Origin of the sequence: Delftia sp. CH05 (assembly GCF_009827015.1) — a bacterium.
GTDB classification, from domain to species: Bacteria; Pseudomonadota; Gammaproteobacteria; order Burkholderiales; family Burkholderiaceae_C; genus Comamonas; species Comamonas tsuruhatensis.
Genome location: NZ_WUMG01000001.1, coordinates 20,275 through 43,656, shown reverse-complemented (window position 1 = coordinate 43,656; position 23,382 = coordinate 20,275). Strand labels below are relative to the sequence as shown.

Below are 23,382 nucleotides of genomic sequence, written 5' to 3'. Positions count from 1 at the left end.
AGCCGGGCAATCAGATGGCGTCCATCAGATGGCGTCCAGCGGAAACACCGGGCGGCTGACCTGGGCGAACGGAAAGCGCGAATAGTCCGAGGTGGTCACGCCGGGGCTGTCGCACTCGACCAGGCCGGCCGACAGCGGCACGAAGACGGGCCGGCAGTACATGCGCGACTTGAGCAGCACGAAGCGAAAGCGCGTCGGGTCCATGCCCACGCAGTGGAACACGCCCAGGTCCCAGGGCTCGTGCGTCTGCTCGGTGATCACGATCTGCGCTGCGCCCGTGTCCAGGCAGACCGTGCGGCCCATGTGGCAGCGCTGGCCGGTGTAGATGGGGCCGCTGACCGTGTAGGCGCCGTCGCTGACGGCGCGCACCGTGCCGCGCAGCCGCAGCGGCTGCTTGTGAAGGCCGATGCGTTCCAGCGAGACCTTGTTGCCCAGCGCGATCTCCACCTCGGCGCCTTCGCCGGCCGCCGTGAGCGAGGCAACCGCTTCGGGGTCGCACAGCGGGCCCACGGCAATGCCTGACAGGCCCAGCTCCAGCGCGGTCTGCAGCACGTCCATGGTGTCGCAGGTGCCGCCGGACATGCAGTTGTCGCCATGGTCGAGCAGCAGCACGGGGCGGTCGGCTCCCTCGGCCAGGGCCTGGGCGCGGCGCAGCGAATCGGCCAGCGGCTCGCTGCGGTAGACGAAGTCGGCGCGGCGCTGCCAGATCCGGGCGGCCAGCGCGTCCACGCTCGCCTGGGTGGCCGCGCGTTCTTCGGTCCTGCAGGTGGCGACCACGCTCACGCAGGGCGCGGCGATGTCGGCCAGCGAGAAGCCGCCGAACACCGAGACCGCGGGCAGGCCCTCCGCTTCCAGGGCGCGCGCTGCGTTCACGGCGTCCAGCATGGGGCCGTCCAGCGTGGTGCTGCGCAGCGTGTGGCTCATCAGGGGCAGGCGGTGCCAGCACACGGCGTAGCGCGCGCGGCCGGCCAGCATGTCCAGCAGCAGGCGGCCCGCGTGCTCGCCGGTCTCGTACATGTCGATGTGCGGATAGGTCTTGAAGCCGACCATCACATCGGCATTGCCCACCATTTTTTTGGTGATGTTGCCGTGCAGGTCCAGCGCCACGCCAACGGGCACGCCGGGTGCGGCGGCGCGCACGCGTTCGAGCAGGTCGCCTTCGCCGTCGGCGCTGTTCTCGGCCACCATGGCGCCGTGCAGGTCCAGCAAGATGGCATCGCAGCCCGGCGCGGCCGCCACGATGCGGCGAGTGAGTTCGTCATAGGCGGCCGCATGCACGGGGCCGCTGGGATTGGAGGTGGCCGATACCGGCGTGACCAGGGTGGCGCCTGCCGCCTCGGCCAGGTCGATGAAGGCGGCCATGGCCGTGCGCATGCCCTTGTTGGCCGAATAGGCGGCCTCGCCATAGGTGGGCGCAAACGCCTCGATGGGCGTGGGCACTGGCGAGAAGGTATTGGTCTCGTGGTTGAGCCGGGCGATCAGGATCTTCATGCCGGCACCCCGCCGTCCGCTGCCTGCACCACGCCCGCGGCCGCCAGCATGGCGCGCAGCAGCACGTTGCAGCCGGCCTCCAGGTGGGCGGGCTCGGCATCCTCGATCTCGTTGTGGCTGATGCCGTCGGCGCAGGGCACGAAGATCATGGCGGCAGGCGCCACGCGCGCCAGGTAGACGGCATCGTGGCCCGCGCCGCTGACCACGTCCATGGCGCTGTAGCCCAGGTCGGCGGCATTGGCGCGCACGGCCTCCACCAGGTGTGGCGTGAACGGCTGGGGCGGGAAGTAGACGACCTGCTCCACGCCAACGGTCACGCCATGCGCGGCCGCAATGCGCTCGCAGGCCGCGCGCAGTGCGGCGTCCATGTCCAGCAACTGGCCGTCGTCCGGCGCGCGCAGGTCCACGCTGAGCTTGACGCCGCCCGGGATCACGTTGCGCGAGTTGGGGAACACCTCCAGCGATCCCACGGTGCCGCGCGCATGCGGCAGGCGGTCCAGGGCGATGCGGTTGACCTCGGCCACGATGCAGCTGGCGGCCAGCAGGGCGTCGCGGCGCAGCTCCATGGGCGTGGGGCCGGCATGGGCCTCCATGCCCTGCACGCTGACGTCGTACCAGCGCTGGCCCAGCGCGGCGCTGACCACGCCGATCACGCGTTCATGGTTTTCCAGCACCGGGCCCTGTTCGATATGGGCCTCGAAATACGCGCCCACCGCAGGCGCCGGGCCGGCCGGCCCGGCATAGCCGATGGCGCGCAGCGCCTCGTCCACGCTCACGCCCTGGGCATCGCGCTGGGCCAGCGCATGCTCCAGCGTGAAGGCATTGACGAACACGCCCGAGCCCATCATCACGGGCACGAAGCGCGAGCCTTCCTCGTTGGTCCACACGGCCACTTCCACCGGGGCACGCGTGCGCACCCCGCCATCGTTGAGCGTGCGCAGCACCTCCAGCCCGGCCAGCACGCCGTAGTTGCCGTCGAACTTGCCGCCCGTGGGCTGGGTGTCGATGTGGCTGCCCGTCATCACGGGCGGCAGCGCATCGTCCAGGCCCGCGCGCCGCGCGAAGATGTTGCCGATGGCATCGACGCGGATGCTGCAGCCGGCCTCGCGCGCCCACTGCACGAAGAGATCGCGCCCCTGGCGGTCCAGGTCCGTCAGCGCCAGGCGGCACACGCCGCCCTTGGGTGTGGCGCCTATGCGCGCCAGGTCCATCAGCGATTGCCACAGGCGGGCGCCGTCGGTGCGCAGCCCGGCCGCAACGGCGGCGGCTGCAAGAGGGGTACTGAGATCCATGAATGACTCCTGGGAATGCGAAAGGCGGTGGATCAGGCGATCCCTACACCGAGATACCGGTCCTTGATGGCGTCATCGGCCAGGAAAGCGGCATTGCCTGCCTCGTGCGCAATCGCACCCTGTTCGATGATGTAGTGGCGGTCGGCCAGCTGGGTGCAGACCTCCAGGTTCTGCTCCACCAGCAAGATCGCCACGCCGGCGGCCTTGATGGTCTTGAGCTGGGCCACGATCTCCTCCACGATCACGGGCGCCAGGCCCTCGACGGGCTCGTCCAGCATGAGCAGGCGCGGCGCGTTCATCAGGGCGCGGCCTATGGCCAGCATCTGCTGCTCGCCACCCGACAGCTGCCCGCCGCCGTTGCCGCGCCGCTCCTTGAGGCGCGGGAAGATGCGGTAGATGTCGGCCAGCTGCCAGGGCGAGCGCTTGCGCTGGCCCAGCATCAGGTTCTCCTCCACCGTGAGCAGCTTGAAGATGCCGCGGTGCTCGGGCACCAGGCAGATGCCGCGCTGGGCCACCTGGTGCGTGGCCAGCCGGTGCACGGGCTCGCCGCCGAAGCGGATCTGCCCCTGCGAGGGCTGCATCACCCCCGCGATGGACTTGAGCGTGGTGGTCTTGCCCGCGCCGTTGCGGCCCAGCAGCGTGACCAGTTCGCCGTCCTGCACCTGCAGCGACACGCCCTGCAGCACATGGCTCTTGCCGTAGTGGGCGTGTATGCCCTCGACCGAAAGCAGGGGACCGCTCATGCCTTTCCTCCCGTGATCATGTTGCCCAGATAGGCGCTGCGCACACGCTCGTCGGCGCGGATCTCGTGGGGCAGGCCTTCGGCCAGCACACGGCCCTGCTGCATGACGGTGATGGTGTCGGAGATGTCCATGACGATGTTCATGTTGTGCTCGATGAGCACCACGGTGTGCTCGTCCCTGAGGCCCTGGATCAGGCGCTTCATCTCGTCCAGGTCATCGATGCCCATGCCCGAGGTCGGCTCGTCCAGGAAGATGGCCTTGGGCCGCGCGGCCAGGGCCATGCCCACCTCCAGCCGCCGCTGCTGGCCGTGCGAGAGGTTGCCGGCCGGCGTGTCCGCATGGCGCTCCAGGCCCAGGCGCGAGAGCACGCTGGCCACGGTGTCGGCCAGGGCGCGAGCGCCCACGGGCGCGTTCCAGCAGTCCAGCGCCCTGGCGGGCGCCACGCCCTGGGCGGCCAGGCGCAGGTTCTCGCGCACGGGCAGGGTCAGGAACAGGCTGGTGACCTGAAAGGACCGTGCCATGCCACGCCGCACGCGGCGGTGGTCGGGCTCGCGCGTCACGTCGTGGCCGTCGAACACGATGCGCCCGCCGCTCACGCTCTTGGTGCCCGTGAGCATGTGGAACAGGGTGGTCTTGCCCGCGCCGTTGGGGCCGATCACCGAGTGCACGGTATGGGCGCGCACCTTGAGGTCCACGCCGCCCAGGGCGACGAACTTGTCATAGCGCTTCTCGACGCCCACGGCCTCGAGCAGGATGGGAGATGCTGCGGCGCTCATGCCTGGCCTCCTTTGGTTTCTGCAGCGGCCGCCGCGGCATCTGCCGGCCCTTTGCGGCGCACCAGGGCCCACAGGCTCTCGCCCAGGCCCCACAGGCCGCGCTGCAGGCCCAGGCTCACGATCATCAGCACCACGCCCAGCAGCAGCAGCCAGCGCGGCCACAGCGTGGACAGCCAGTCGCCCAGCAGCACATAGAAGGCCGCGCCCAGCACCGAGGCCAGCAGGTTGCCCGTGCCGCCGATCACGGTCATCACCAGAATCATTTCGCTGGTGTGGTACTCGGCATTGGACAGCGGGGCGATGCCCGTCATCATGGCGTGCAGCGCGCCGGCCAGGCCCGTGACTGCGCCCGAGATCACGAAGGCCTGCAGCTTCAGCAGCCTCAGGTCGTAGCCCACGGCGGCGGCGCGCTCCTCGTTGTCGCGCACGGCCAGCAGCGTGCGGCCGAACATGGAGTCGCAGACGCGGCGCAGCAGCCAGAACACCACCAGAAAGAGCACGGCCACAAAGCCGTAGTACTGCCAGGGCGTGGCCAGCGGCCACAGCGTCTGGCCGGCCACCGCGAGGGCGGGGCGGGGCACATCGAGCAGGCCGTTGTCGCCGCCGGTGATGTCCGTGGCCGAGTAGGCGATGAAGTAGAACATCTGCGCAAACGCCAGGGTGAGCATCACGAAATAGGTGCCGCGCTGGCGTATGGCCACCCAGCCGACGATGGCCGCGCCCACGGCGCCCATGGCGGTGGCGGCCAGCAGGGCCAGCGGCATGGGCAGGGGCCAGCGTGTCAGCAGCAGGGCGATGGTGTAGCTGCCCAGCCCGAAGAAGATGCCCTGCCCGAAGGACAGCAGCCCCGTGTAGCCCAGCAGCAGATTGCAGCCCATGGCCGCGAGGCCGAAGATCAGCACTTCGCTGGCCAGCGAGCCCGACTGCATGCACAGCGGCATGGCCACCACGATGGCCAGCGCGAGAAGGAGATGGGAATGCCTGGTCATGGTCTTCATCCTTTGCGGCCCAGCAGGCCATGGGGTCGCAGCAGCAGCACGGCGGCCATGGCCACGTAGATCATCAGGCGCGCGCCCTCGGGCCACAGCGTGCTCATCACGCTTTGCACGATGCCGATCAGCAGGCCGCCGACCAGTGCGCCGCCGAAGCTGCCCAGCCCGCCCACGACCACGATCACGAAGGCCACGCCCAGCGCCTCCACGCCCATGAAGGGCTCTGCGCCGCGTATGGGCGCGGCCAGCACGCCGGCCAGCGCCGCCGTGGCGGCGCCCAGCGCGAACACCAGGCTGAAGATGCGCAGCACGTTCACGCCCAGCAGGGACACCATCTCGGTCGATTCGCTGCCCGCGCGCACCGCGCTGCCCAGCCGCGTGCCTTCCAGCAGCCACCACAGCAGCACGGCCAGCACGGCGGTGAAGCCGATCACGAACAGCCGGTACTTGGGATAGACGAAGCTGCCCCACATCACCACGCCCTGCAGCAGATCGGGCACGGCCACGCTGTCGCCCAGCGGGCCCCATTGCACGATCACCAGCTCCTGCACCACCAGGGCCAGCCCCACGGTGACGATGATGTGGAACTCATGCGCCTTGGCATACACATGGCGCAGCATGAGCTTTTCCACCAGCCAGCCCAGCGCGCCCACGGCCAGCGGCACCACGATCAGGGACAGCCAGAAGCTCATGCCCCAGCGCGTCATCTGGTAGCAGAAATAGGCGCCCAGCAGGTAGAAGGCACCGTGCGCGAAATTCACGAAACGCAGCAGGCCGAAAACGATGGACAGGCCCACGGCCAACAGGAAATACAGCATGCCTATGCCGATCCCGTTGATGGTCTGAAGCAGATAGATGCTCATACAGGGTCCGAAACGATGGACGAAGGAGGCGAAGTGCCCGGTGGCTCTGAAGCACGCCGGTCATGGTGCTGTGCCTATGAAACTGGCGCAGCCTAAGTGAGGGACACCGAGGAAGGGCCGCCCCGCACCGAGGGTGTCGTCCCCCTCCCGCGAAGCGAGAGAGGGGGAAGGCGCGCAGCGCCTCAGGGGGAGCTCTAAACCAGCTTGCAGCCGGTCTGGTCTACGGGCAGGAAGGACTTGCCGGAGCTGACCACATCCACGTAGTCGTCCTTGTTCTTCATCTTGGACTTGGCCTTGCCCTTGAGCAGGTAGTAGTTCTTGAGCACCTGGTGGTCTGCCTTGCGCACCTCTTCCTCGCCCGTCAGGCCCTGGTACTTCATGCCTTCCAGCGCGGCGACCACGGCCTTGGGGTCGACCGTGCCGGCCTTGACGATGGCATCGATCATCAGCTTGGTGCAGATGTAGTGGCCGGCCAGGCTGTAGTTGGGATTGGCCTTGAACTTGTCGTTGCAGCGCTGCACCAGATCACGGTTGAGCGGCGTGTCCACCGTGTGCCAGTACTGGGCGCCGAAGTACACGCCGTCGCACAGGTCGGCGCCCAGCGACTCGAACTGCTCCAGCCCCGAGGCCCAGGCGATCAGGATGGTCATGTTCTTGTTCATGCCGAAGCTGATGGCCTGGCGCAGCGTGTCCGAGGACTGGGCGCCGAAGTTCAGCAGCAGCAGCACGTCGGGCTTGGCGGCCACGGCATTGGTCAGGTAGCCGCTGAACTCCTTTTCGGTCAGCGAGTGGTAGCTGTTGCCCACATGCTCGATGCCCTTTTCCTTGAAGATGTTCTTGGCCGCCGTCAGCAGGCCGTCGCCGAACACGTACTGCGGCGTGATGGTGTACCAGCGCTTGGCCTTGGGCAGGGATTCGATCAGCGGGCGCACGGTCTGCTCGATGGCGCCGAAGGTGGGTGCCGACCAGCGGAAGGTGGCGCTGTTGCAGTCCTTGCCCGTGATCTCGTCGGCGCCTGCGGTGGTGATGAAGATGCCGCCGGCCTTCTCGGCCTCCTTGCCCATGGCCAGCGCCTCCGACGACAGGATGCCGCCTGCGAAAAAGCGCGTGCCCTGCTGCTGCGAAGACTCCTGCAGCTTGCGCACGGCCGTGGCGGGCTTGCCCTCGGTGTCCAGCACGGTGTAGGCCAGCGGGCGGCCCAGCGCCTTGCCGTATTGCTCTATGGCCAGCTTCATGCCCAGGTCCGCGTACTTGCCGTTGGCCGCGAAGGCGCCCGACATGGGCACGGGGCAGGCGAACTGGATGCTGTCCTTGGACTGCGCCCAGACGCTGCGGCCCAGGCCCAGCGATGCGGGCAATGCGCCCAGTGCCGAGAGTTGCAGGAGGTGACGACGTTGCATGGGATCTCCGTGATGGGGACTGAAGGCGCTGCGGCCCGGGTACGCTTTTCAGAGCAAGTTGCATGCCAGTCGAAACGGGTGCGTGCAGGCTCCTTGATTCATATTTATAGTGATAAATACAAGGAATAGGGCGCGTGCTAACCCTAGGCGCAAACGCCCACGCGCCATGGCGGTGCATACTGCACCAAACCCGTATGCAGACTGGGCGCGGACACGATCCGGTGCCCTTCCGGAGAACACAACAATGGCTACACCCAAGTCGGCCCCCCTGGCGATCCGGCAGCTCAAGCGCCCGGATCTGGTGGCCCAGGAGATCAAGCGCCTGATCACCGAAAAGAACCTCAGCCCCGGCGACCGCCTGCCGCGCGAAAGCGAGCTGCAGGCCCAGTTCCAGGTCAGTAAGGGAACGATCCGCGAGGCTCTCAAGTCGCTGGAAGTGCAGGGGCTGATCACCATCTCCACGGGCCCTTCGGGCGGGGGCATGGTCGTGGAGGTGCCGCTGGACCGCACGCTGCAGTTCATGCAGAACTACCTGTTCTTCCAGGAGGTGACCATCGACGACATCTACACGGTGCGCCAGATGCTGGAGCCCGAGCTGGCGGCAGGCGCCGTGCCCCATCTGACCGAGGCCGATTTCGAGGCCCTGGAGCACAGCATCGCCTGCTGCGATCCCACGCAAAGCAGCGACGACCTGGTGAGCCAGCGGCGCGAGGACGTGAACTTCCACGACATCCTGGCGGCCGCCAACCCCAACCCGTTCCTGCGCTTCACCTGCGAGCTGATCAACGAGATGATCCGCCAGCTCATCGTCTTCGCCAACCGTACTCCGCAGGCCGAGCACCGGCGCTTCGGCGAGGCCAATGCGCAGTTCCACCGCAGCATCGTGCAGGCCGCGCGCGAGCGCGATGCTGCGAAGGTGCGCGCATTGATGCAGGAGCACATGCGCGATGCGGCCAGCAGCGTCAAGCGCATGAAGGGCCGCATCCAGGGCCGGCTCATCCTCGATGCCGACAGCCTGCGCAGCCCGCGTCCGCGACGCGCCGTGCAGCCGGTGGAAAAGGCCGCAGCGACAGCGCCAGGGACTGCGTCAAAAACAACGGCAAGGGCGAGCGCAAGGACCACCGCGAAGGCCCCGGCAAAGGCCCCCGCAAAAACCATCCCAAAGGCCTCCGCAAAGACGGCTGCGAAGACTCCGGCAAAGTCGCCTGCGAAGGCCACGTCCGCGCGTCCTGCTGCCGCACGCAAGCGCGCGGCCTCCTGAGCTGTCCCGCACCGGTCATCGGCGCCCCACGCCACGCGTTTCGCGCTGCCCGCTGCTGGTATGCTGCCGCGCGCTTGGCCTTCACGCATTCCCCTCACGAGACAACAGCATGAGACAAACCCCTTTCGCATCCTCCCGCACCCCGGTGCGCCGCGCAGCCCTGTGGCACGCCCTGGCCGGCGGCCTTGCGCTGGCGGCCACGCTGGCGGCGCCCCTTGCCCATGCCCAGGGCGCAGGCAGCTATCCGTCCAAGACCATTCGCCTGGTCGTGCCCTTCGCACCCGGTGGCTCCACCGACATCCTGGGCCGCCTGCTGGCGCAAAAGCTGGGCGAGAGCATGCACACCACGGTGGTGGTGGACAACAAGCCCGGTGCCAACGGCACCATCGGCTGCGACCTGGTGGCCAAGGCGCCGGCCGACGGCTACACCGTGGTGCTGGGCGACGTGGGCTGCATGGCCATGGCCAAGGGCCTGTATACCAAGCTGCCCTATGACCCGCTGCGCGACTTCGCGCCCATCAGCCTGGTGGCGCGCAGCCCGCTGGTGCTCACCGTGGGAGCGCAAAGCCCGTTCCACTCGCTCAAGGAGCTGACGGCGGCGGCCCAGGCCCAGCCCGGCAAGCTCAACTACCCCTCGTCGGGCACGGGCGGACCCAACCATCTGGGCGCCGAGCTGTATGCCATGCAGGCCAAGGTCAAGATCGGCCACGTGCCCTACAAGGGCAGCGCGCCTTCGGTGGTGTCGCTGGCCGCCGGCGAGACCGACTTCGGCTTTCTCACGGCCGTGACCATTGCCGCGCAGCTCAAGGCCGGCAAGGTGCGCGCGCTGGCCGTGGCCCACAACGAACGCCTGCAGTCCATGCCCGACGTGCCCACCATGTCGGAGGCCGGCCTCAAGGACTTCACGGCCGATGCCTGGTTCCTCGCGGCCGTGCCCGCAGGCACGCCCAAGCCCATCGTGGACCGGCTCTACGCCGAGATCGCCAAGGCCCTGCCCGCGCCCGAGGTCAAGGAAAAGCTGGACGCCATGGGCGTGCTGCCCTCGGGCCTCAAGCCCGATGCCTCGGCCCAGTTCCTGCGCGTGGAAGTGGACAAGTGGCGCGATGTGATCAAGAACGCGGGCATCACGCTGGACTGATTTCGCAGCCTTGCCGTTGCCATGCAAAAAGCCCCTGCGGCCTCACGGCCCAGGGGCTTTTCTCATGTGCCGGAGATGCTCAGTTCGTTTCGGTCAGGGCATCGCCCAGGGCGCTGACCAGCCGCTCGATCTCGGCCTTCTCGCTGATGAAGGGCGGCGCGATCTGGATGGTGTCGCCGCCGTAGCGCACGTAAAAGCCCTTGTCCCAGCACTTCATGGCGATCTCGTAGGGACGGCGGGCCGGCTCGCCGGGCAGCGACTCGATGGTGAAGCCCGCAGCCAGGCCGAAGTTGCGGATGTCGGCCACATGCTTTGCTCCCTTGAGGCTGTGCACGGCCTGCTCGAAGAACGGGGCCAGCGCGCGCACGCGGCCCGGGCCGTCCTCGCGCTGCAGCAGGTCCAGCGCGGCCACGCCCGCTGCGCAGGCAATGGGGTGGGCCGAGTAGGTATAGCCGTGCGGGAACTCCAGCATGTACTCGGGGCCGCCCGCTGCCATGAAGGTGTCGTAGATCTCCTTGCTGGCCACCACGGCGCCCAGGGGCTGGGCGCCATTGGTCACCTGCTTGGCGATGTTCATGATGTCGGGCGTGACGCCGAAGGCCTCCGCTCCCGTCATGGCGCCGCAGCGGCCGAAGCCCGTGATGACCTCGTCGAAGATCAGCAGGATGTTGTTCTGCGTACAGATCTCGCGCAGGCGCTGCAGGTAGCCGGCCGGCGGAATCACCACGCCGGCCGAGCCCGAGAAGGGCTCGACGATGACGGCTGCGATGTTGCTGGCGTCATGCAGGGCGATCAGGTCCAGCAGCCGGTCGGCCAGCGCGCGGCCATCGGTGGCAGGCATGCCTTTGTGGAAGGACCCCAGCGCCGGCTGCGTGTGCGGCAGGTGGTCGGCCTCCACGCCCTGGCCGAAGGTCTTGCGGTTGCCCACCATGCCGCCGACGGAGATGCCGCCGAAGTTCACGCCGTGGTAGCCCTTCTCGCGCCCGATCAGCCGGGTCTTGCCGCCCTGGCCCTTGGCGCGCCAGTAGGCGCGTGCCATCTTCAGCGCCGTGTCGGCGGCTTCCGAGCCCGAGCCCGTGAAGAACACATGGTCCAGGCCTGCGGGCGTCAGCTCCTTGATCTTGTTGGCCAGCGCGAACGAGGCCGGGTGGCCGAACTGGAAGGCCGGCGCATAGTCCAGCTGCTGGGCCGCGCGGCCGATGGCTTCGGCGATCTCGCGGCGGCCATGGCCCAGGCCCGAGCACCACAGGCCCGACAGGCCGTCGAAGATCTTGCGGCCGTCGGCATCGGTGTAGTAGGCGCCCTGGGCGCTGGTGATCATGCGCGGGCGCGCCTTGAACTCGCGGTTGCCGGTGAAGGGCATCCAGTGGGCCTCGAGCCAGGCGGCATCGGTGCGCGTGGCGGGGGCGGCGCTTTGTTCGGTGGGAACCAGGGTCATGGCGATCTCCTCGAGCCTAGGGAAGAAATGTGGATCGGCCCATTGTGAGCGCGCTGTTTGATTTCGCGAAGAGCGCGATATCGAGGTTTACTTGCATATTTCTGCAAGTGACCAAGCGCCTGCCGGTCGCGGCATGGCGTGCGCGCATTGGGGGAATCCGTCGCCACTGCCGCCCCGTGGCTCCCCTATAGTGGCTCCCCTGTAGCGGTGGCCATGTCCGGCAAGCACACCGGGAGGCGAATGGCGATGGCGGAATTTTCTCTGGATACCCCTGCGAGCCGCCGGGCACGCGATGGCCGTGCGCGCGCGGCGCTGGGCCAGCTGGGCGACATGGATCTGCGCCTGCTGCGCGTGTTCAAGGCCGTTGTCGAGTGCGGCGGCATGTCGGCTACCGAGCTGGAACTGAACATCGGCAGCTCCACGCTGAGCCGCCACATGAAGGACCTGGAAGAGCGCCTGGGCCTGACGCTGTGCCGGCGCGGGCGCGCCGGCTTCGCGCTCACGCCCGAAGGCCACCGCATCTACGAGGCCACGCTGCAGCTGCTGGGCGGCGTGGAGGGGTTTCTGGGCCAGGTGGACGACATCCATGGCCGGCTGGCCGGCACGCTGGACGTGGCGCTGTTCGACAAGACCGTGGGCAATCCGCAGTCACGCATTCCCGAGGCGATAGGCCTGCTGCACGATCAGGCGCCGCAACTGCACCTGCGGCTGCACGTGGCCTCGATACAGGCCATCGAGCGCGGACTGATGGAGGGGCGCTGGCAGGTGGGCGTGCTGCCCTCTGCACCCAGTTCGGGCGCGCTGGACAGTGCCCGGTTGTTCGGCGAGCGCATGCAGCTGTACTGCGCTCCCGGCCATCCGCTGCATGGCGCCGACCATGGCGGGCTGGACTGGGACAGCCTGGGCGCACATGCCTTTGCAGGCCTGGGCTACCAGTCACCCAATATGGCGCTCAGCCACCAGGCCGGCCTGCAGCGCCAGGCCACGGGTTTTGACCAGGAGGCCATTGCCATGCTGGTGCGCTCGGGCCGCTACCTGGGATTTCTGCCCGACCACTATGCACAGGCCATGGAGGGCCAGGGTCTGCTGCAGGCCGTGGCCCCCCACCGGTTCTTCTATCTCTGTGATTTCTTCGCGGTCTGGCGCAGTGCCGTGGTGCCTGGGCGTGCAGCCCGTGTGTTCATCGACGCGCTGCTGGGCGTGCACCGTGAATGAACGGCTTTGCCACAGCCTTGGCAATAGGAAAATCACAGGTTTGCGAAGAGGCTATACACAGCTTTTCACACAGCTTGTGCACATATTTTCCAGCGTATGCGCTTGACAATGTTTGGCATTGTGACCGGCGCCGGGGCTTCAGTCCGCCCCGATGCGGTCGAAAGGCATGTATGGATTCCGTGCCGGCCATGGGCCGCACGGGCAGCGCCTTGATACCAACGATTTCGCATTTCCCGGGTTCTTGCCACCATGCGCCGCCATGTCCACCTCTCTTGCCGCCACGGCAGGGCCGGGTTTCAGCCCGTGCCGCCATCGACCATCCTTGCCAGGGTTTCGGTCAGCCAATTGCCGAATGAGGCGTCCGCGCTGAAGGACCGCAGGGGCGTGGGCATGTTCGTGCTCCTGGCGGGTTCAGGCCGCAGCCGCAGTGGCTGCTGCGGGCGGCGCCATGCCGGCGCCCGCGTCGGCACGGTGGCGCAGGCCGCGCTCCCACAGCTTTTCATGGAAGAAGAAGGCCACGGCCTGCACCGTGGGCTCCAGCAGGCTGAGCGTCAGCGCGGCCCAGAGATTGCGGGTCACGGCATAGGCCACGGCCGCTGCCACGGTGACATGGATGACGTAGTAGCTGGCAGTCTTCAACAGCGTGCGGCGGTGGTGGTGAAGGGTCTGGCGGACGCGGCTCATGGGGCTCTCCTCGGGATGAGACTCCATGCTAGGTGCGTGAAATAGTTATGGCCAATCGAAAATGATCATCAAAGTTATAAACACTATCGATGGCCGGCGGTTGCGTGCTGCGGCCTTGTGCCATGCGGGGGGCGCGCCATGAGCTGGGACCAGATTTTCGTGCTCGGCTGGGCGCCGCATCCGCAGTGGTTCCAGTGGCTGCATCCGGGCCTGGTGACGCTGTCGGTGCTGGTGGCCGTGGCCACGTCGGTGATGGCCATGCAGATTGCCGGGCTGGCGCGCGATGCCGCGTCGCCGCGCATACGCCGCGTGGGCGTGCTCACGGGCGCCTTCTGCCTGGGCGCGGGCATCTGGGCCATGCACTTCATCGGCATGCTGGCCTTCGTGCCCTGCACCTTTGGCGACTACGACCCCTGGATCACCACGCTGTCCATGCTGCCCAGCATGCTGGCGTCCTGGCTGGCGCTGACGCTGATGGTTCGGCCGCAGCTGTCCACGCAGGCGCTGGTGGGCGGCGGCGTGCTCATGGGGCTGGGCATTGGCTCCATGCACTACATCGGCATGGCGGCGGCCCAGACCTGGACCTCGATGCTCTACGACCCCTGGGGCGTGCTGCTGTCGGTGATCGTGGCGGCAGGCATGGCCATGCTGTCGCTGTGGGTGCGCTTCAGGCTGGGCAACACGGGCCGGCTGTGGCCCACGCTGGTGGCCGGCATCGTCATGGGCCTGGCCATTTCCTGCATGCACTATGCGGGCCTGTATGCACTGCGCCTCAAGCCCGAGATCGATGTGCTGGCGCAGGTGGAGTCGCCCACGCATGCGCTGCTGGTGTTCTCCATCGTCGGCATGGTGGTGCTGATCTTCGGTCTGGTGTTCGCGGTCAACATGACGCTGCGTTACCGCCAGATCTACCGCCAGGTGCAGCGCAGCGAATCGCGCCTGCGCGCCGTGGTGGAGACGGCAGTGGACGGCATCGTGATGATCAACGGGCGCGGCAGCATCGTGTCGTTCAACGGCGCGGCCGAGCGGCTGCTGGGCTGGACGGCGCAGGAGGTGGTGGGCCGCAGCGCCAGCCTGCTCATGCCCGCGTCGGGCTGCGATGGCGATGGCGGCTCGCTGCAAAAGCATCTGGCCACGGGCTTTGCGGGCCTGCTGGGCTCCAGCCGCGATATCAACGCCATGCACAAGGACGGCACGCAGATCGCCGTGCGCCTGGCCGTGGGCCGGGTGGCGATTGCCGGCGATCCGCTGTACGTGGGCTTTGTGACCGATATCCGCGAGCGCCGCCAGATGCTGCAGTCGCTGCGCCGCAGCGAGGAGCAGTACCGCACCCTGATCAACAACGTGCCCGGCACCACGTTCCGCTGCCTGTACGACGGCAAATGGACGCCGCTGCTGCTCAGCCGCTCCATCGAGGAGTTGACGGGCTGGACCGAGCAGGATTTCACCGATGGCCTCACGGGCTGGGACCGGCTCATCCACGCCGAGGACCGCGACCGGCTGGAGGCTGCGGTGGCGCATTCTCTGGCGCGGCGCCAGACCTACAACGCCGACTACCGCCTGCTGCACCGCGACGGCAGCACGCGCTGGGTGTCCGAGACCGGGCGCGGCGTCTTCAACGAACAGGACGAACTGACCTGGATCGACGGCGTGATCATGGATCAGACGGCGGCGCGCGCGCGCAATGCCGAGTTCGAGGGCACGGTGCGCGCCATCGACCTGTCGCTGGCCACCATCGAGTACGACCTGCGCGGCCATGTGCTGCGCGCCAACCGCAATTTCCTGGACCTGTTCGGCTACCGGCTCGACGAGGTCGCGGGCCGCCACCACGGCATGTTCTGCGAGCCCGGCTATGCGCATTCGCCCGAGCATGTGCAGTTCTGGCGCCGCCTGGCCGAGGGCGAGTTCCAGGCCGGCGAGTTCCTGCGCTGCGGGCACGAGGGGCGGCGCATCTGGGTGCAGGCCACCTACAACCCCATACGCGGTGCCGACGGCCGGCCCTACAAGATCGTCAAGCTGCTCACCGACATCAGCGCCCAGCGCAAGCTGGCCCAGGAGCTGGTGCTGGCCAAGGAGCATGCCGAAGCCGCGGCCGCCGCGCGCAGCACCTTCCTGGCCAACATGAGCCACGAGATCCGCACGCCCATGAACGCCATCATCGGCTTCACCGAGGCGTTGCGCGAAACGGCGCTGCAGCCCACGCAGGCGCGCTACCTGGACACGGTGCACTACGCGGCGCGCTCCATGCTGCGCCTGCTCAACGACATCCTGGACACGGCCAAGCTCGACAAGGGCGCGGTGGAGCTGGAGATAGAGGACTTCTCGGTGCGCGAGCTGTGCCAGCAGATCCTGGCATCGCTGCGCATCACGGCCGATCGCAAGGGCCTGGACCTGCGCCTGGACTACGACCCGCACACGCCGGCCGCGCTGCGCGGCGACGGCATGCGTGTGCAGCAGATCCTGGTGAACCTGCTGGGCAATGCCGTGAAGTTCACCGAACGCGGCCATGTGCTGCTGCGCGTGCGCTACGAGCAGGGCGTGCTCCAGCTCGATGTGCATGACACGGGCATAGGCATCGCGGCCGAGAAGATCCACCGCATCTTCGACCCCTTTGCCCAGGCCGACGCCTCGACCACGCGGCGTTTCGGCGGCACGGGCCTGGGCACGACCATCTCGCGCCAGCTGGCCGAACTCATGGGCGGCAGCATCCAGCTGCACAGCACGGTGGGCGTGGGCACGGTGTTCGAGGTGCGCCTGCCCCTGCCGGTCGGCGAGAGCCCGCTGTCCGAGCGCGGGGCGGCCAGCCGCGGCCTGCCGCCGCTGCACATCCTGGCCGTGGACGATGTGCCCGAGAACCTGGAGCTGCTGCAGATCAACTTCTCCAGCCAGAACCACCAGATGGTGCTGGCCCACGACGGTGCCGAGGCGCTGCGCTGCGTGCAGGCGCAGGAGCCTCCTTTCGACGTGGTGCTGATGGACCTGCAGATGCCGGGCATGGACGGCTTGGCAGCGGCGCGCGCCATCCGTGTCTGGGAGCGGCAGCTGCAGCGCCGGCCCGTGCCCATCGTCGCGCTGTCGGCCAGCGTGCTGGAGAAGGACCGCAGCGACGCCACCGCCGCCGGCATGGACGGCTTTGCCTCCAAGCCGCTGGACATGGCGCGGCTGCAGGCCGAGATCGCACGCCTGCTGTCGCTGCAGGTGGCGCTCAAGGAGGCCAGGCCGCCCGCGCCCGCCAGCGCCCAGCCGGGGCTGCCTGATGTCACGGTGGACTGGGCCTCGGGCATTGCGCTGTGGGGCCGGGTCGATCCGCTGGTGGCCGCCATTCGGCGTTTCCTCAACGAACAGCTGGACCTGGCCGACCGCTTGCGCCGTGCCCTGCAGCGCCCCGGACCCGAGGCCTTGATCGGCCTGGCGCACCGCGTGCGCGGCGCGGCCGGCAACCTGGGCCTGCAGGCCGTGTACCGGCTGGCATCGCGCCTGGAAAGCCTGGCGCAGGAGGGCGCCGGGCAGCCGCAGCTGCTTGCCCTCATCGACCAGCTGCACCAGGCGCTGGATGCCGTCGCGCGCGAGCTGCGCCAGCGCCACCCGGCCGCCATGCCGATGGCCGAGGCGCAGGGGGCGGCATCGGGCGAGGCGCCGGGCCAGGCGCAGGGCCATGCGTGGGCGCAGGCCGACGGCGATGCGGCGCCCCAGGCGGGCGCACCCGCCCTGCCTGCCGATGCCCGGCCCTGGCTGGAGCGCATTGTGGCCGCCTTGCACAGCGGGGAGCTGGACGGGCAGGCCATGCAGGCCCTCGTGCGCATGCTGACGGCCGAACAGCTTCAGCCGCTGCAGCAGGCACTGGATAATTTCGACTTCGAGCGCGCGCAGGAATGCGCCCAGCAGTTGCAGCAGCAACTGCCCTCGAACGATGGAGACAGAGCATGAATGCGCCCAATCTATTGGCAACGGACAAGCGCCCGCGCCTGCTGCTGGTCGATGACGACCCGACCAACCTGCATGTGCTGCGCCAGATCCTGGGCGAGGATTACCGGCTCTCGTTCGCCACGGACGGGCGCAAGGCTCTGCAGCTGGCCCAGCACCAGCCGGACCTGATCCTGCTGGACATCATGATGCCCGAGCTGGACGGCTACGCCGTGTGCCGCCAGCTCAAGGCGCAGGCCGACACGGCCCGCATCCCGGTGATCTTCATCACCGCCCTGTCGGACGGACAGGACGAGGCCCTGGGCTTTGCCTCGGGCGCGGTGGACTACATCGTCAAGCCCGTGCGCGCGCCCGTGGTGCGGGCGCGGGTGCGCAACCACCTGTCGCTGGTCAAGCTCGACGAGCTGCGCAGCACGCGGCTGCAGATCGTGCAGCGCCTGGGCCGCGCGGCCGAGTACCGCGACAACGAGACGGGCATGCACGTGATCCGCATGAGCCACTACGCAAAGACGTTGGCGCTGGCGGCCGGCTGCACCGACGAATGGGCGGACGACCTGCTCAACGCCGCGCCCATGCACGATGTGGGCAAGATCGGCATCCCCGATGCCATCCTGCTCAAGAACGGCCCGCTGACGGCCGAGGAATGGACGGTCATGCGCCGCCATCCGCAGATCGGCGCCGAGATCATCGGCGAGCACGATTCCCAGGTGCTGCAGATGGCCTACAGCATCGCGCTGACCCACCACGAGAAATGGGACGGCACGGGCTATCCGCAGGGCCTGGCGGGCGAGGACATCCCGCTGGCCTCGCGCATCGTGGCCGTGGCCGACGTGTTCGATGCCCTCACCACGGAACGCCCCTACAAGCACGCGTGGACGGTGGACGACGCCATGGATCACATAGAGCAGCAGGCCGGCGCCCACTTCGACCCGCGCCTGGTGCCGCTGTTCATCGGCCTGCGCCCGCAGCTGGAAGACATACGCGAGCGCTGGAAGGATTGACGGGGAACCGATTCCGGCAGGGTGCGCCGGGGCTTGGGCAATCGCTTACCCTGGGCGGCCTGTCTCCGGCACCTGCCTGTCCTGCCCATGTCTTGTTCGCCTTCTCCATCCTCTTCCTTGCCTGCCGCTGACCGCTTCCATGTCCGCGCACTGACCGCCGCCGACCTGCCCGGTCTGCTGGACATCCAGCGGGCCTGCTATGGCGAGGACTATGCCGAGAGCGGCGAGGTCTTTGCGCGGCGCCTGGCCGGCACGGCCCATTGCTCGCTGGCACTGGAGCAGGGCGGCCGTGTGCGCGCCTATCTCGCGGCCTACCGCAGCCTCATGGCCAAGATCACGCCGCTGCACGGTGACTTCGAGGCCGTCGAGCAGGCCGACACCCTCTACCTGCACGACATGGCCGTGCACCCCGAGGCCGCAGGCCAGGGCCTGGCCCGTGCGCTGCTGGCTCCGCTGTGGGAGCGGGCGCGCGCCGAGGGCCTGCGCCACACGGCCCTGGTGTCGGTGCAGGGCTCGCGCGGCTACTGGGAGCGCCATGGCTATGCCGTGCAGGCGTTGACCGACCCGCTGCAGCAGCAGCGCCTGGTGAGCTACGGCGACGGTGCGCTGTACATGGCCCGGCCGCTGTAGGGCGGTGCTACAGGGCGCCGTGTCGCGTGGTGGTCTGCAAGGCGCGGTGATGGGGTTTTTGGCCGGGGACGGGCCGGCCGCCTCTGGTCATAATGCGCGCCATGCCCGATCGCTGGAAACCCAATGTCACTGTGGCGGCCATCATTGAGCGCGATGGCCGTTTTCTGCTGGTGGAAGAAGACACGGCCGATGGCGTGCGCTACAACACCCCCGCCGGCCATCTCGACCCTGCCGAGTCGCCCATCACCGCCTGTGTGCGCGAGGTCGATGAGGAGACGGCGCACGACTTCGTGCCCACGGCCCTGGTCGGCGTCTACCTGAACCGCTTCGTTCGCACGCGCACCGGCTCCGACATCACCTATCTGCGCTTTGCCTTCACGGGCGAGCTGGGTGACTTCCGGGCCGGCCAGCCGCTGGACGACGGCATCATCCGCACGGTCTGGATGACGCTGGACGAACTCAAGGCCTGCACCGCCCAGCACCGCAGTCCGCTGGTGATGCAAAGCATAGAGGACTACCTCGCCGGCCGCCGCTACCCGCTGGAGCTGATCCACACCGATCCCAGCGTGCTGCAGGCTCCGCAGCCCCACTGAGTCACCAAGGCACCGAGCACCATGCCGGCCCTGTCTGTCACACAACGCCACGCTCCCGCGTCTTGATGGCATGCAGACCTCCTCCGCCACCGACGATCCCCTGGCCCTGTTCGAGCGCCACCGCCCGCGCCTGTTCGGCCTGGCCTACCGCATGCTCGGCCAGCGCGCCGATGCCGAGGACCTGGTCCAGGAGGCCTGGCTGCGCTGGCATGGCGCCGAGCGCGCCGGCATAGAGCAGCCCGAGGCCTGGCTGGTCTCCGTGACCACGCGCCTGGCCATAGACCGGCTGCGCCGCCTGCGCGCCGAGCGCGAGCACTACCAGGGCTTCTGGCTGCCCGAGCCCCTGGTCCAGCCCTGGGCCGAGGAGTCCGCACCCTCGGCCGAAGACCTGCTGGAGCGTGCCCACGACGTGTCCACGGCGCTGATGTTCGTGCTCGAGCAGCTCACGCCCGACGAGCGCGCCGCCTTTTTGCTGCGCGAGGTCTTCGATGCCGACTATGCCGAGGTCGCCCAGGCCCTGGGCCGCAGCGAGGCCGCCTGCCGCCAGCTCGTGCACCGCGCCCGCAGCCATGTGCAGGCCGGCCGCCCGCGCTTTGCGGCGCCGCCCGAGGCCCATGCCGCGCTGCTGCAGCGCTTTGCGCAGGCCGTGCAGGGTGGGGACTTTGCGCAGATCCAGGCGCTGTTCGCGCCCGATGCCGAACTCATCAGCGACGGCGGCGGCAAGGTGCCCTCGTTCGGCCGCGTGCTGGAGACCGGCCGGCGCCTGGCCCTGCTGTACTTCGCCACCACGCGCCGCATGCGGCGCAACGGCCAGCGCCAGACCCTGCACCTGGCGCGCATCAACGGCCTGCCGGGCCTGCTGCGCTGCATCGACGGCGAGCTGGAATCCGTGCAGACGCTGCTGGTCGAAGACGGCCTGATCCGCCGCATCTACACGCTGCGCAATCCCGACAAGCTGTCCGGCGTGCCAGTGCCGCCGCAGGCGCTGCCGTAGTCAGACGAGTTGCAGGTCGCGGGGCGTCGCGCCTTCGAAGACACGCTGCAGCTGGGCGGGGCTCAATCCATACATGCGCTGGAACAGGCCGCCCAGCACGGCGCGGTACTCGTTGAGCACGGGATGGTCGCGGTTCTGGAACAGGTTTTTCTGGTTGACCTCGACCTGCTCTCCCACGATGCGACCGCCCGCGCGCGCGGACAGCCCGCCGCCCAGCAGCCAGTAGGTCGTGCCGTGGCCGTGGTCCGTGCCCTTGTTGCCGTTCTCGCGGAAGGTGCGGCCGAATTCGCTGATCACCACCACCACCGTATGGCGCCAGGCCTCGGGACCTATCTCCTGGGCAAAACCGGCCAGGCCCCGGCCCAGCTCGTCCAGCCGTCCGGCCAGCGCGCCTGTGGCGCCGCCCTGGGCCACGTGCGTGTCCCAGCCGCCTACATCGACGAAGCCCAGGTCGAAGCGCTCGCGCATCAGGGCCGCCATGCGCTGCGCCACCAGCGCAAAGCCCCGCGCGCTGATGGCGTCGCGCCCGGCCTGGTCCATCTCTTCCTGCACGCTGCGCTGCACCGCATCGCGCACGGCAAAGCCCTCCTGCACGGCCGTGCCCAGGGCAGTGCCTGCGTACATGGCGGCAATGGCCTGGCTGCGTCTATCGTCCAGCCCGCCCTTGCCCACGGACGCCAGGGCCATGTTGGCGGACGGCAGGCTGCCACGCAGCAGCAGTGGCAACTGGGGCGTGAACGACATGGGCGACACCGGGCCCCGCCCGTCCTGCCCCAGCACCTGGGCCAGCCGGTTCAGAAAGCCCGACTGGTAGCTGCGGCGCCCGTCCAGGCCCTGGCCCAGTTCGATGGAGTCCTGTGTCTCGAAATGGCTGCGCGACAGGTCGTACGTGCCTGCAAAGGGCACGAAGCAGGCCTGGCCGGCCTGGAACAGCGGATGGATGCTGTCCTCCAGCATCGGGTGCAGGCCCCAGCGGCCATCCAGCGCCAGCGCGCCGCCGGCCTCGCCGGGACGGGGGATGGCAATGCTGGGACGGGCCTCGTAGTAGAAGTCGCTGTGCGTGGGCACCAGCAGACTGTTGCAGTCATAGGCACCGCGCAGAAACACCAGCAGCAGGCGCGGCGTGGCTGGCTGGAGGGCGGCCGCCTGCAGCCGGCCCAGGTGGGCGGCAAAGGGCAGGGCCGATGCCATGGTCAGGAAGTGGCGTCGCTGCATGGAAAGTCTCCGGGGTTCAGCGGAACATCATCTCGGGTGCGGACAGGAAGTAGGTATTCCAGTCCGCCGGATTGCGGGCCTGGGCCAGTGCCGCCTGCGTGGCCTGGCTCCACTGGGGCAGGCGCTGGCGCACGCTGGCCCGTTCCGACAGCATGGGGTAGGGCGGCTTCTCCAGCGCCTCCTTGGGGTCGGCGCGAAACAGCACGGCGCTGCGCGTGGCGATCTGGCGCGCCACCTCGAAGCGTGCCGCCATCTGGCCCGAACTGGCCCAGTCGGACTGCATCTGCGGATAGCCGTCCGGCGTCTCATGCGCGTAGAGGTTCTGGCCCAGCCGGTTGATCCAGCCCAGCACGGGCGCCACGTCGGCCGCCACGCGCTGGTCCACCGACAGCCGCGTGGCGGCCAGCACGTAGTGCAGCGGATCGCGGAACTTGCGGCCAAAGCGCGCGGCCTCCGGATCGGTCAGCAGCGCCGCCACGGTGGCTGCGATGTCGCCCCGGCTGCGCGTGAAGGCCTGTGCCGTGCGCTGCACCAGGGCCGGCGGCGGATCGTCGGCAATGAAGAACACCGCCAGCTTGTGCGCGATGAACTGCGCCGTGGCCGGCGCGGCGACGATGCGGTCCAGCGCCTCCTGGACCTCGGCCATGCCGCGTGCGTTCAGGGGCTGGCCCAGGAAGGTCTTGGCTCCGTAGTCGTGCCGGTTGGGATTGAACTCGAAGAATCCCGAGCGCAGGTAGTCGCCCTGGCGCCCGGCGCGCATGCGCGGCGGCGGCGTGCCGGCCGGCTGCAGATTGATGCCCACGCCTGTCAGGATGCGCGCCATCTCCTGCACGTCGGCCTGGGTGTAGCCGCTGCCCACGCCCATGGTGTGCAGCTCCAGCAGCTCGCGCGCGTAGTTTTCGTTGATGCGGCCCGCCGCATTGCTGGCGTTGTCCAGGTAGCGCAGCATGGCCGGGTGGCGCAGCGAGGCCTCCAGCAGGCTGCGGAAACTGCCCAGCGCATGCGGGCGTATGGCCTGCTCCTCGTAGTCGCCCACCCAGGCGCGGATATCGGCCTTGCGCAGGCTGACGCTGAAATGGTTCATCCAGAACCAGGTCATCTGCTCTTGCAGCTGTGCCGGCGAGTACAGCGCGCGGATCACGAAGCGCTTCTGGGCATCGCTGCCCAGCTGGTTCAGCGTGCGCTGGTAGGCCTGCTGCCGCGCGGCCTTTTCATCGGCCGATGCGGCGTCCTGAACGGCCTTGCGCTGGTCGCCCAGCTCCAGCAGCACCTGGTCCATGGGGCGCTGGCTGATGCCCAGCCCATCAATGCGCTGCTGCGCCTGCGCAGGCAGCGGCTGAGGCCCCGGCTGCAGTTGCCGTGCCAGCCAGGCCTTGAGGCCCAGGCGCTGCAGCTGCGCATCCTCGCTGTCGGTGGCGCCCCAGGTGACGCGGTCCAGCCATTGCTGGCGCTGCGCGGCGGTGAGCGGTGCCTCGGCCACTCCCTGCAGCGCGGCCGCTGCGGACGACGGCGGGGCCTGCAAGGGCGCACAGCCTGTGGCCAGGACGATGGCGGAGAAAGTGAGAGCGATGGCGAACGGCGAAGTGCGGCGCATGGTGTCTCGGTGGGTAGGGGGCATCCATTGGACGCCAGCATCCTCCACCCATGTGCTTCGCCCTGTAAAGCGCCGGTAGCAAAAAGTAAAAGGCAAAAAAAAGCGGAGTGCTCCACACTCCGCTTTTTCTGAGGGACC

At 68.7% G+C, this 23,382-nt stretch carries 19 protein-coding genes; 8 read left to right on the top strand and 11 right to left on the bottom strand.

Annotated features, from left to right (window positions below):
• Positions 1–24 precede the first annotated feature (24 nt).
• The 7 genes from GRX31_RS00180 to GRX31_RS00150 all read right to left on the bottom strand — a co-directional run bounded on the left by GRX31_RS00180 (position 25) and on the right by GRX31_RS00150 (position 7,557).
• The gene (locus tag GRX31_RS00180) at positions 25–1,491 is read right to left on the bottom strand and encodes a M81 family metallopeptidase (RefSeq protein ID WP_160850973.1); all 1,467 of its coding nucleotides are present in this window, start codon (positions 1,489–1,491) and stop codon (positions 25–27) included.
• On the bottom strand, positions 1,488–2,783 hold the full coding sequence (locus GRX31_RS00175; RefSeq protein WP_160850970.1) for a Zn-dependent hydrolase: 1,296 nt from the start codon (positions 2,781–2,783) through the stop codon (positions 1,488–1,490). Before GRX31_RS00175 ends, GRX31_RS00180 begins: the two co-directional genes overlap by 4 nt.
• A 32-nt stretch (positions 2,784–2,815) precedes the next feature.
• Positions 2,816–3,526 carry an ABC transporter ATP-binding protein gene (locus tag GRX31_RS00170; protein WP_017404300.1) on the bottom strand — a complete coding sequence of 237 codons (711 nt, stop codon included), beginning with the start codon at positions 3,524–3,526 and terminating at the stop codon, positions 2,816–2,818.
• Positions 3,523–4,302 (bottom strand): ABC transporter ATP-binding protein, encoded by a 780-nt coding sequence (locus GRX31_RS00165; RefSeq protein ID WP_012207823.1) that lies wholly within the window; start codon positions 4,300–4,302, stop codon positions 3,523–3,525. The genes GRX31_RS00170 and GRX31_RS00165 overlap by 4 nt, the downstream gene beginning before the upstream one ends.
• Positions 4,299–5,291, bottom strand: coding sequence for a branched-chain amino acid ABC transporter permease (locus GRX31_RS00160; RefSeq protein WP_026062103.1), 993 nt, complete (start codon positions 5,289–5,291; stop codon positions 4,299–4,301). The genes GRX31_RS00165 and GRX31_RS00160 overlap by 4 nt, the downstream gene beginning before the upstream one ends.
• A 5-nt stretch (positions 5,292–5,296) precedes the next feature.
• Positions 5,297–6,157, bottom strand: a complete 861-nt coding sequence (locus GRX31_RS00155) for a branched-chain amino acid ABC transporter permease (protein ID WP_016447227.1) — start codon at positions 6,155–6,157, stop codon at positions 5,297–5,299.
• Positions 6,158–6,351: 194 nt separating this feature from the next.
• The gene (locus GRX31_RS00150; RefSeq protein WP_034365479.1) at positions 6,352–7,557 is read right to left on the bottom strand and encodes an ABC transporter substrate-binding protein; all 1,206 of its coding nucleotides are present in this window, start codon (positions 7,555–7,557) and stop codon (positions 6,352–6,354) included.
• A 244-nt stretch (positions 7,558–7,801) separates the two neighbouring features.
• Here GRX31_RS00150 and GRX31_RS00145 point away from each other — a divergent pair, with 244 nt between their 5' ends.
• Together GRX31_RS00145 and GRX31_RS00140 are read left to right on the top strand one after the other, a co-directional pair.
• The gene (locus GRX31_RS00145) at positions 7,802–8,818 is read left to right on the top strand and encodes a FadR/GntR family transcriptional regulator (protein WP_160850968.1); all 1,017 of its coding nucleotides are present in this window, start codon (positions 7,802–7,804) and stop codon (positions 8,816–8,818) included.
• A 109-nt stretch (positions 8,819–8,927) separates the two neighbouring features.
• Positions 8,928–9,956, top strand: coding sequence for a Bug family tripartite tricarboxylate transporter substrate binding protein (locus GRX31_RS00140; protein ID WP_016454212.1), 1,029 nt, complete (start codon positions 8,928–8,930; stop codon positions 9,954–9,956).
• A 79-nt stretch (positions 9,957–10,035) separates the two neighbouring features.
• Here the strand turns inward: GRX31_RS00140 and GRX31_RS00135 are convergent, their stop codons facing one another.
• Positions 10,036–11,394 (bottom strand): aspartate aminotransferase family protein, encoded by a 1,359-nt coding sequence (locus tag GRX31_RS00135; RefSeq protein WP_016447223.1) that lies wholly within the window; start codon positions 11,392–11,394, stop codon positions 10,036–10,038.
• Between the two features lie 246 nt (positions 11,395–11,640).
• On the opposite strand from GRX31_RS00135, the gene GRX31_RS00130 reads away from it, so the two are divergent.
• Positions 11,641–12,609 carry a LysR family transcriptional regulator gene (locus tag GRX31_RS00130; RefSeq protein ID WP_160850966.1) on the top strand — a complete coding sequence of 323 codons (969 nt, stop codon included), beginning with the start codon at positions 11,641–11,643 and terminating at the stop codon, positions 12,607–12,609.
• A gap of 411 nt (positions 12,610–13,020) precedes the next feature.
• Here GRX31_RS00130 and GRX31_RS00125 read toward each other — a convergent pair whose 3' ends face one another.
• Positions 13,021–13,293: a DUF2061 domain-containing protein gene (locus GRX31_RS00125; protein WP_160850963.1), complete on the bottom strand. Its 273-nt coding sequence runs from the start codon at positions 13,291–13,293 to the stop codon at positions 13,021–13,023.
• Positions 13,294–13,431: 138 nt separating this feature from the next.
• On the opposite strand from GRX31_RS00125, the gene GRX31_RS00120 reads away from it, so the two are divergent.
• The 5 genes from GRX31_RS00120 to sigJ all read left to right on the top strand — a co-directional run bounded on the left by GRX31_RS00120 (position 13,432) and on the right by sigJ (position 20,435).
• Positions 13,432–17,220 carry a PAS domain S-box protein gene (locus GRX31_RS00120; protein WP_160850961.1) on the top strand — a complete coding sequence of 1,263 codons (3,789 nt, stop codon included), beginning with the start codon at positions 13,432–13,434 and terminating at the stop codon, positions 17,218–17,220.
• The gene (locus tag GRX31_RS00115; protein ID WP_016447218.1) at positions 17,217–18,218 is read left to right on the top strand and encodes an HD-GYP domain-containing protein; all 1,002 of its coding nucleotides are present in this window, start codon (positions 17,217–17,219) and stop codon (positions 18,216–18,218) included. Before GRX31_RS00120 ends, GRX31_RS00115 begins: the two co-directional genes overlap by 4 nt.
• Before the next feature lie 87 nt (positions 18,219–18,305).
• Positions 18,306–18,848 (top strand): GNAT family N-acetyltransferase, encoded by a 543-nt coding sequence (locus GRX31_RS00110; RefSeq protein WP_026062867.1) that lies wholly within the window; start codon positions 18,306–18,308, stop codon positions 18,846–18,848.
• 92 nt (positions 18,849–18,940) lie between these two features.
• The gene (locus tag GRX31_RS00105) at positions 18,941–19,441 is read left to right on the top strand and encodes an NUDIX hydrolase (RefSeq protein WP_017407282.1); all 501 of its coding nucleotides are present in this window, start codon (positions 18,941–18,943) and stop codon (positions 19,439–19,441) included.
• Positions 19,442–19,511: 70 nt separating this feature from the next.
• A complete protein-coding gene (gene sigJ / locus GRX31_RS00100; RefSeq protein ID WP_016447215.1) occupies positions 19,512–20,435 on the top strand; it encodes an RNA polymerase sigma factor SigJ in 924 nt (307 codons plus the stop codon).
• On the opposite strand, the gene GRX31_RS00095 is transcribed toward sigJ, so the two are convergent.
• Together GRX31_RS00095 and GRX31_RS00090 are read right to left on the bottom strand one after the other, a co-directional pair.
• Positions 20,436–21,650, bottom strand: coding sequence for a DUF1501 domain-containing protein (locus tag GRX31_RS00095; protein WP_160850959.1), 1,215 nt, complete (start codon positions 21,648–21,650; stop codon positions 20,436–20,438).
• 16 nt (positions 21,651–21,666) lie between these two features.
• On the bottom strand, positions 21,667–23,244 hold the full coding sequence (locus tag GRX31_RS00090; RefSeq protein ID WP_160850957.1) for a DUF1800 domain-containing protein: 1,578 nt from the start codon (positions 23,242–23,244) through the stop codon (positions 21,667–21,669).
• Positions 23,245–23,382 lie beyond the last annotated feature (138 nt).

What these genes read in the sequence shown, in the direction of transcription:
- GRX31_RS00115 (WP_016447218.1), top strand. Translation starts at nt 17,217, where the DNA reads ATGAATGCGCCCAATCTATTGGCAACGGACAAGCGCCCGCGCCTGCTG.
- GRX31_RS00165 (WP_012207823.1), bottom strand. Translation starts at nt 4,302, where the DNA reads ATGAGCGCCGCAGCATCTCCCATCCTGCTCGAGGCCGTGGGCGTCGAG.
- GRX31_RS00150 (WP_034365479.1), bottom strand. Translation starts at nt 7,557, where the DNA reads ATGCAACGTCGTCACCTCCTGCAACTCTCGGCACTGGGCGCATTGCCC.
- GRX31_RS00135 (WP_016447223.1), bottom strand. Translation starts at nt 11,394, where the DNA reads ATGACCCTGGTTCCCACCGAACAAAGCGCCGCCCCCGCCACGCGCACC.
- GRX31_RS00140 (WP_016454212.1), top strand. Translation starts at nt 8,928, where the DNA reads ATGAGACAAACCCCTTTCGCATCCTCCCGCACCCCGGTGCGCCGCGCA.
- GRX31_RS00145 (WP_160850968.1), top strand. Translation starts at nt 7,802, where the DNA reads ATGGCTACACCCAAGTCGGCCCCCCTGGCGATCCGGCAGCTCAAGCGC.
- GRX31_RS00125 (WP_160850963.1), bottom strand. Translation starts at nt 13,293, where the DNA reads ATGAGCCGCGTCCGCCAGACCCTTCACCACCACCGCCGCACGCTGTTG.
- GRX31_RS00130 (WP_160850966.1), top strand. Translation starts at nt 11,641, where the DNA reads ATGGCGGAATTTTCTCTGGATACCCCTGCGAGCCGCCGGGCACGCGAT.
- GRX31_RS00170 (WP_017404300.1), bottom strand. Translation starts at nt 3,526, where the DNA reads ATGAGCGGTCCCCTGCTTTCGGTCGAGGGCATACACGCCCACTACGGC.
- GRX31_RS00090 (WP_160850957.1), bottom strand. Translation starts at nt 23,244, where the DNA reads ATGCGCCGCACTTCGCCGTTCGCCATCGCTCTCACTTTCTCCGCCATC.
- GRX31_RS00105 (WP_017407282.1), top strand. Translation starts at nt 18,941, where the DNA reads ATGCGCGCCATGCCCGATCGCTGGAAACCCAATGTCACTGTGGCGGCC.
- GRX31_RS00155 (WP_016447227.1), bottom strand. Translation starts at nt 6,157, where the DNA reads ATGAGCATCTATCTGCTTCAGACCATCAACGGGATCGGCATAGGCATG.
- GRX31_RS00175 (WP_160850970.1), bottom strand. Translation starts at nt 2,783, where the DNA reads ATGGATCTCAGTACCCCTCTTGCAGCCGCCGCCGTTGCGGCCGGGCTG.
- GRX31_RS00180 (WP_160850973.1), bottom strand. Translation starts at nt 1,491, where the DNA reads ATGAAGATCCTGATCGCCCGGCTCAACCACGAGACCAATACCTTCTCG.
- sigJ (WP_016447215.1), top strand. Translation starts at nt 19,512, where the DNA reads ATGCAGACCTCCTCCGCCACCGACGATCCCCTGGCCCTGTTCGAGCGC.
- GRX31_RS00095 (WP_160850959.1), bottom strand. Translation starts at nt 21,650, where the DNA reads ATGCAGCGACGCCACTTCCTGACCATGGCATCGGCCCTGCCCTTTGCC.
- GRX31_RS00120 (WP_160850961.1), top strand. Translation starts at nt 13,432, where the DNA reads ATGAGCTGGGACCAGATTTTCGTGCTCGGCTGGGCGCCGCATCCGCAG.
- GRX31_RS00110 (WP_026062867.1), top strand. Translation starts at nt 18,306, where the DNA reads ATGTCTTGTTCGCCTTCTCCATCCTCTTCCTTGCCTGCCGCTGACCGC.
- GRX31_RS00160 (WP_026062103.1), bottom strand. Translation starts at nt 5,291, where the DNA reads ATGACCAGGCATTCCCATCTCCTTCTCGCGCTGGCCATCGTGGTGGCC.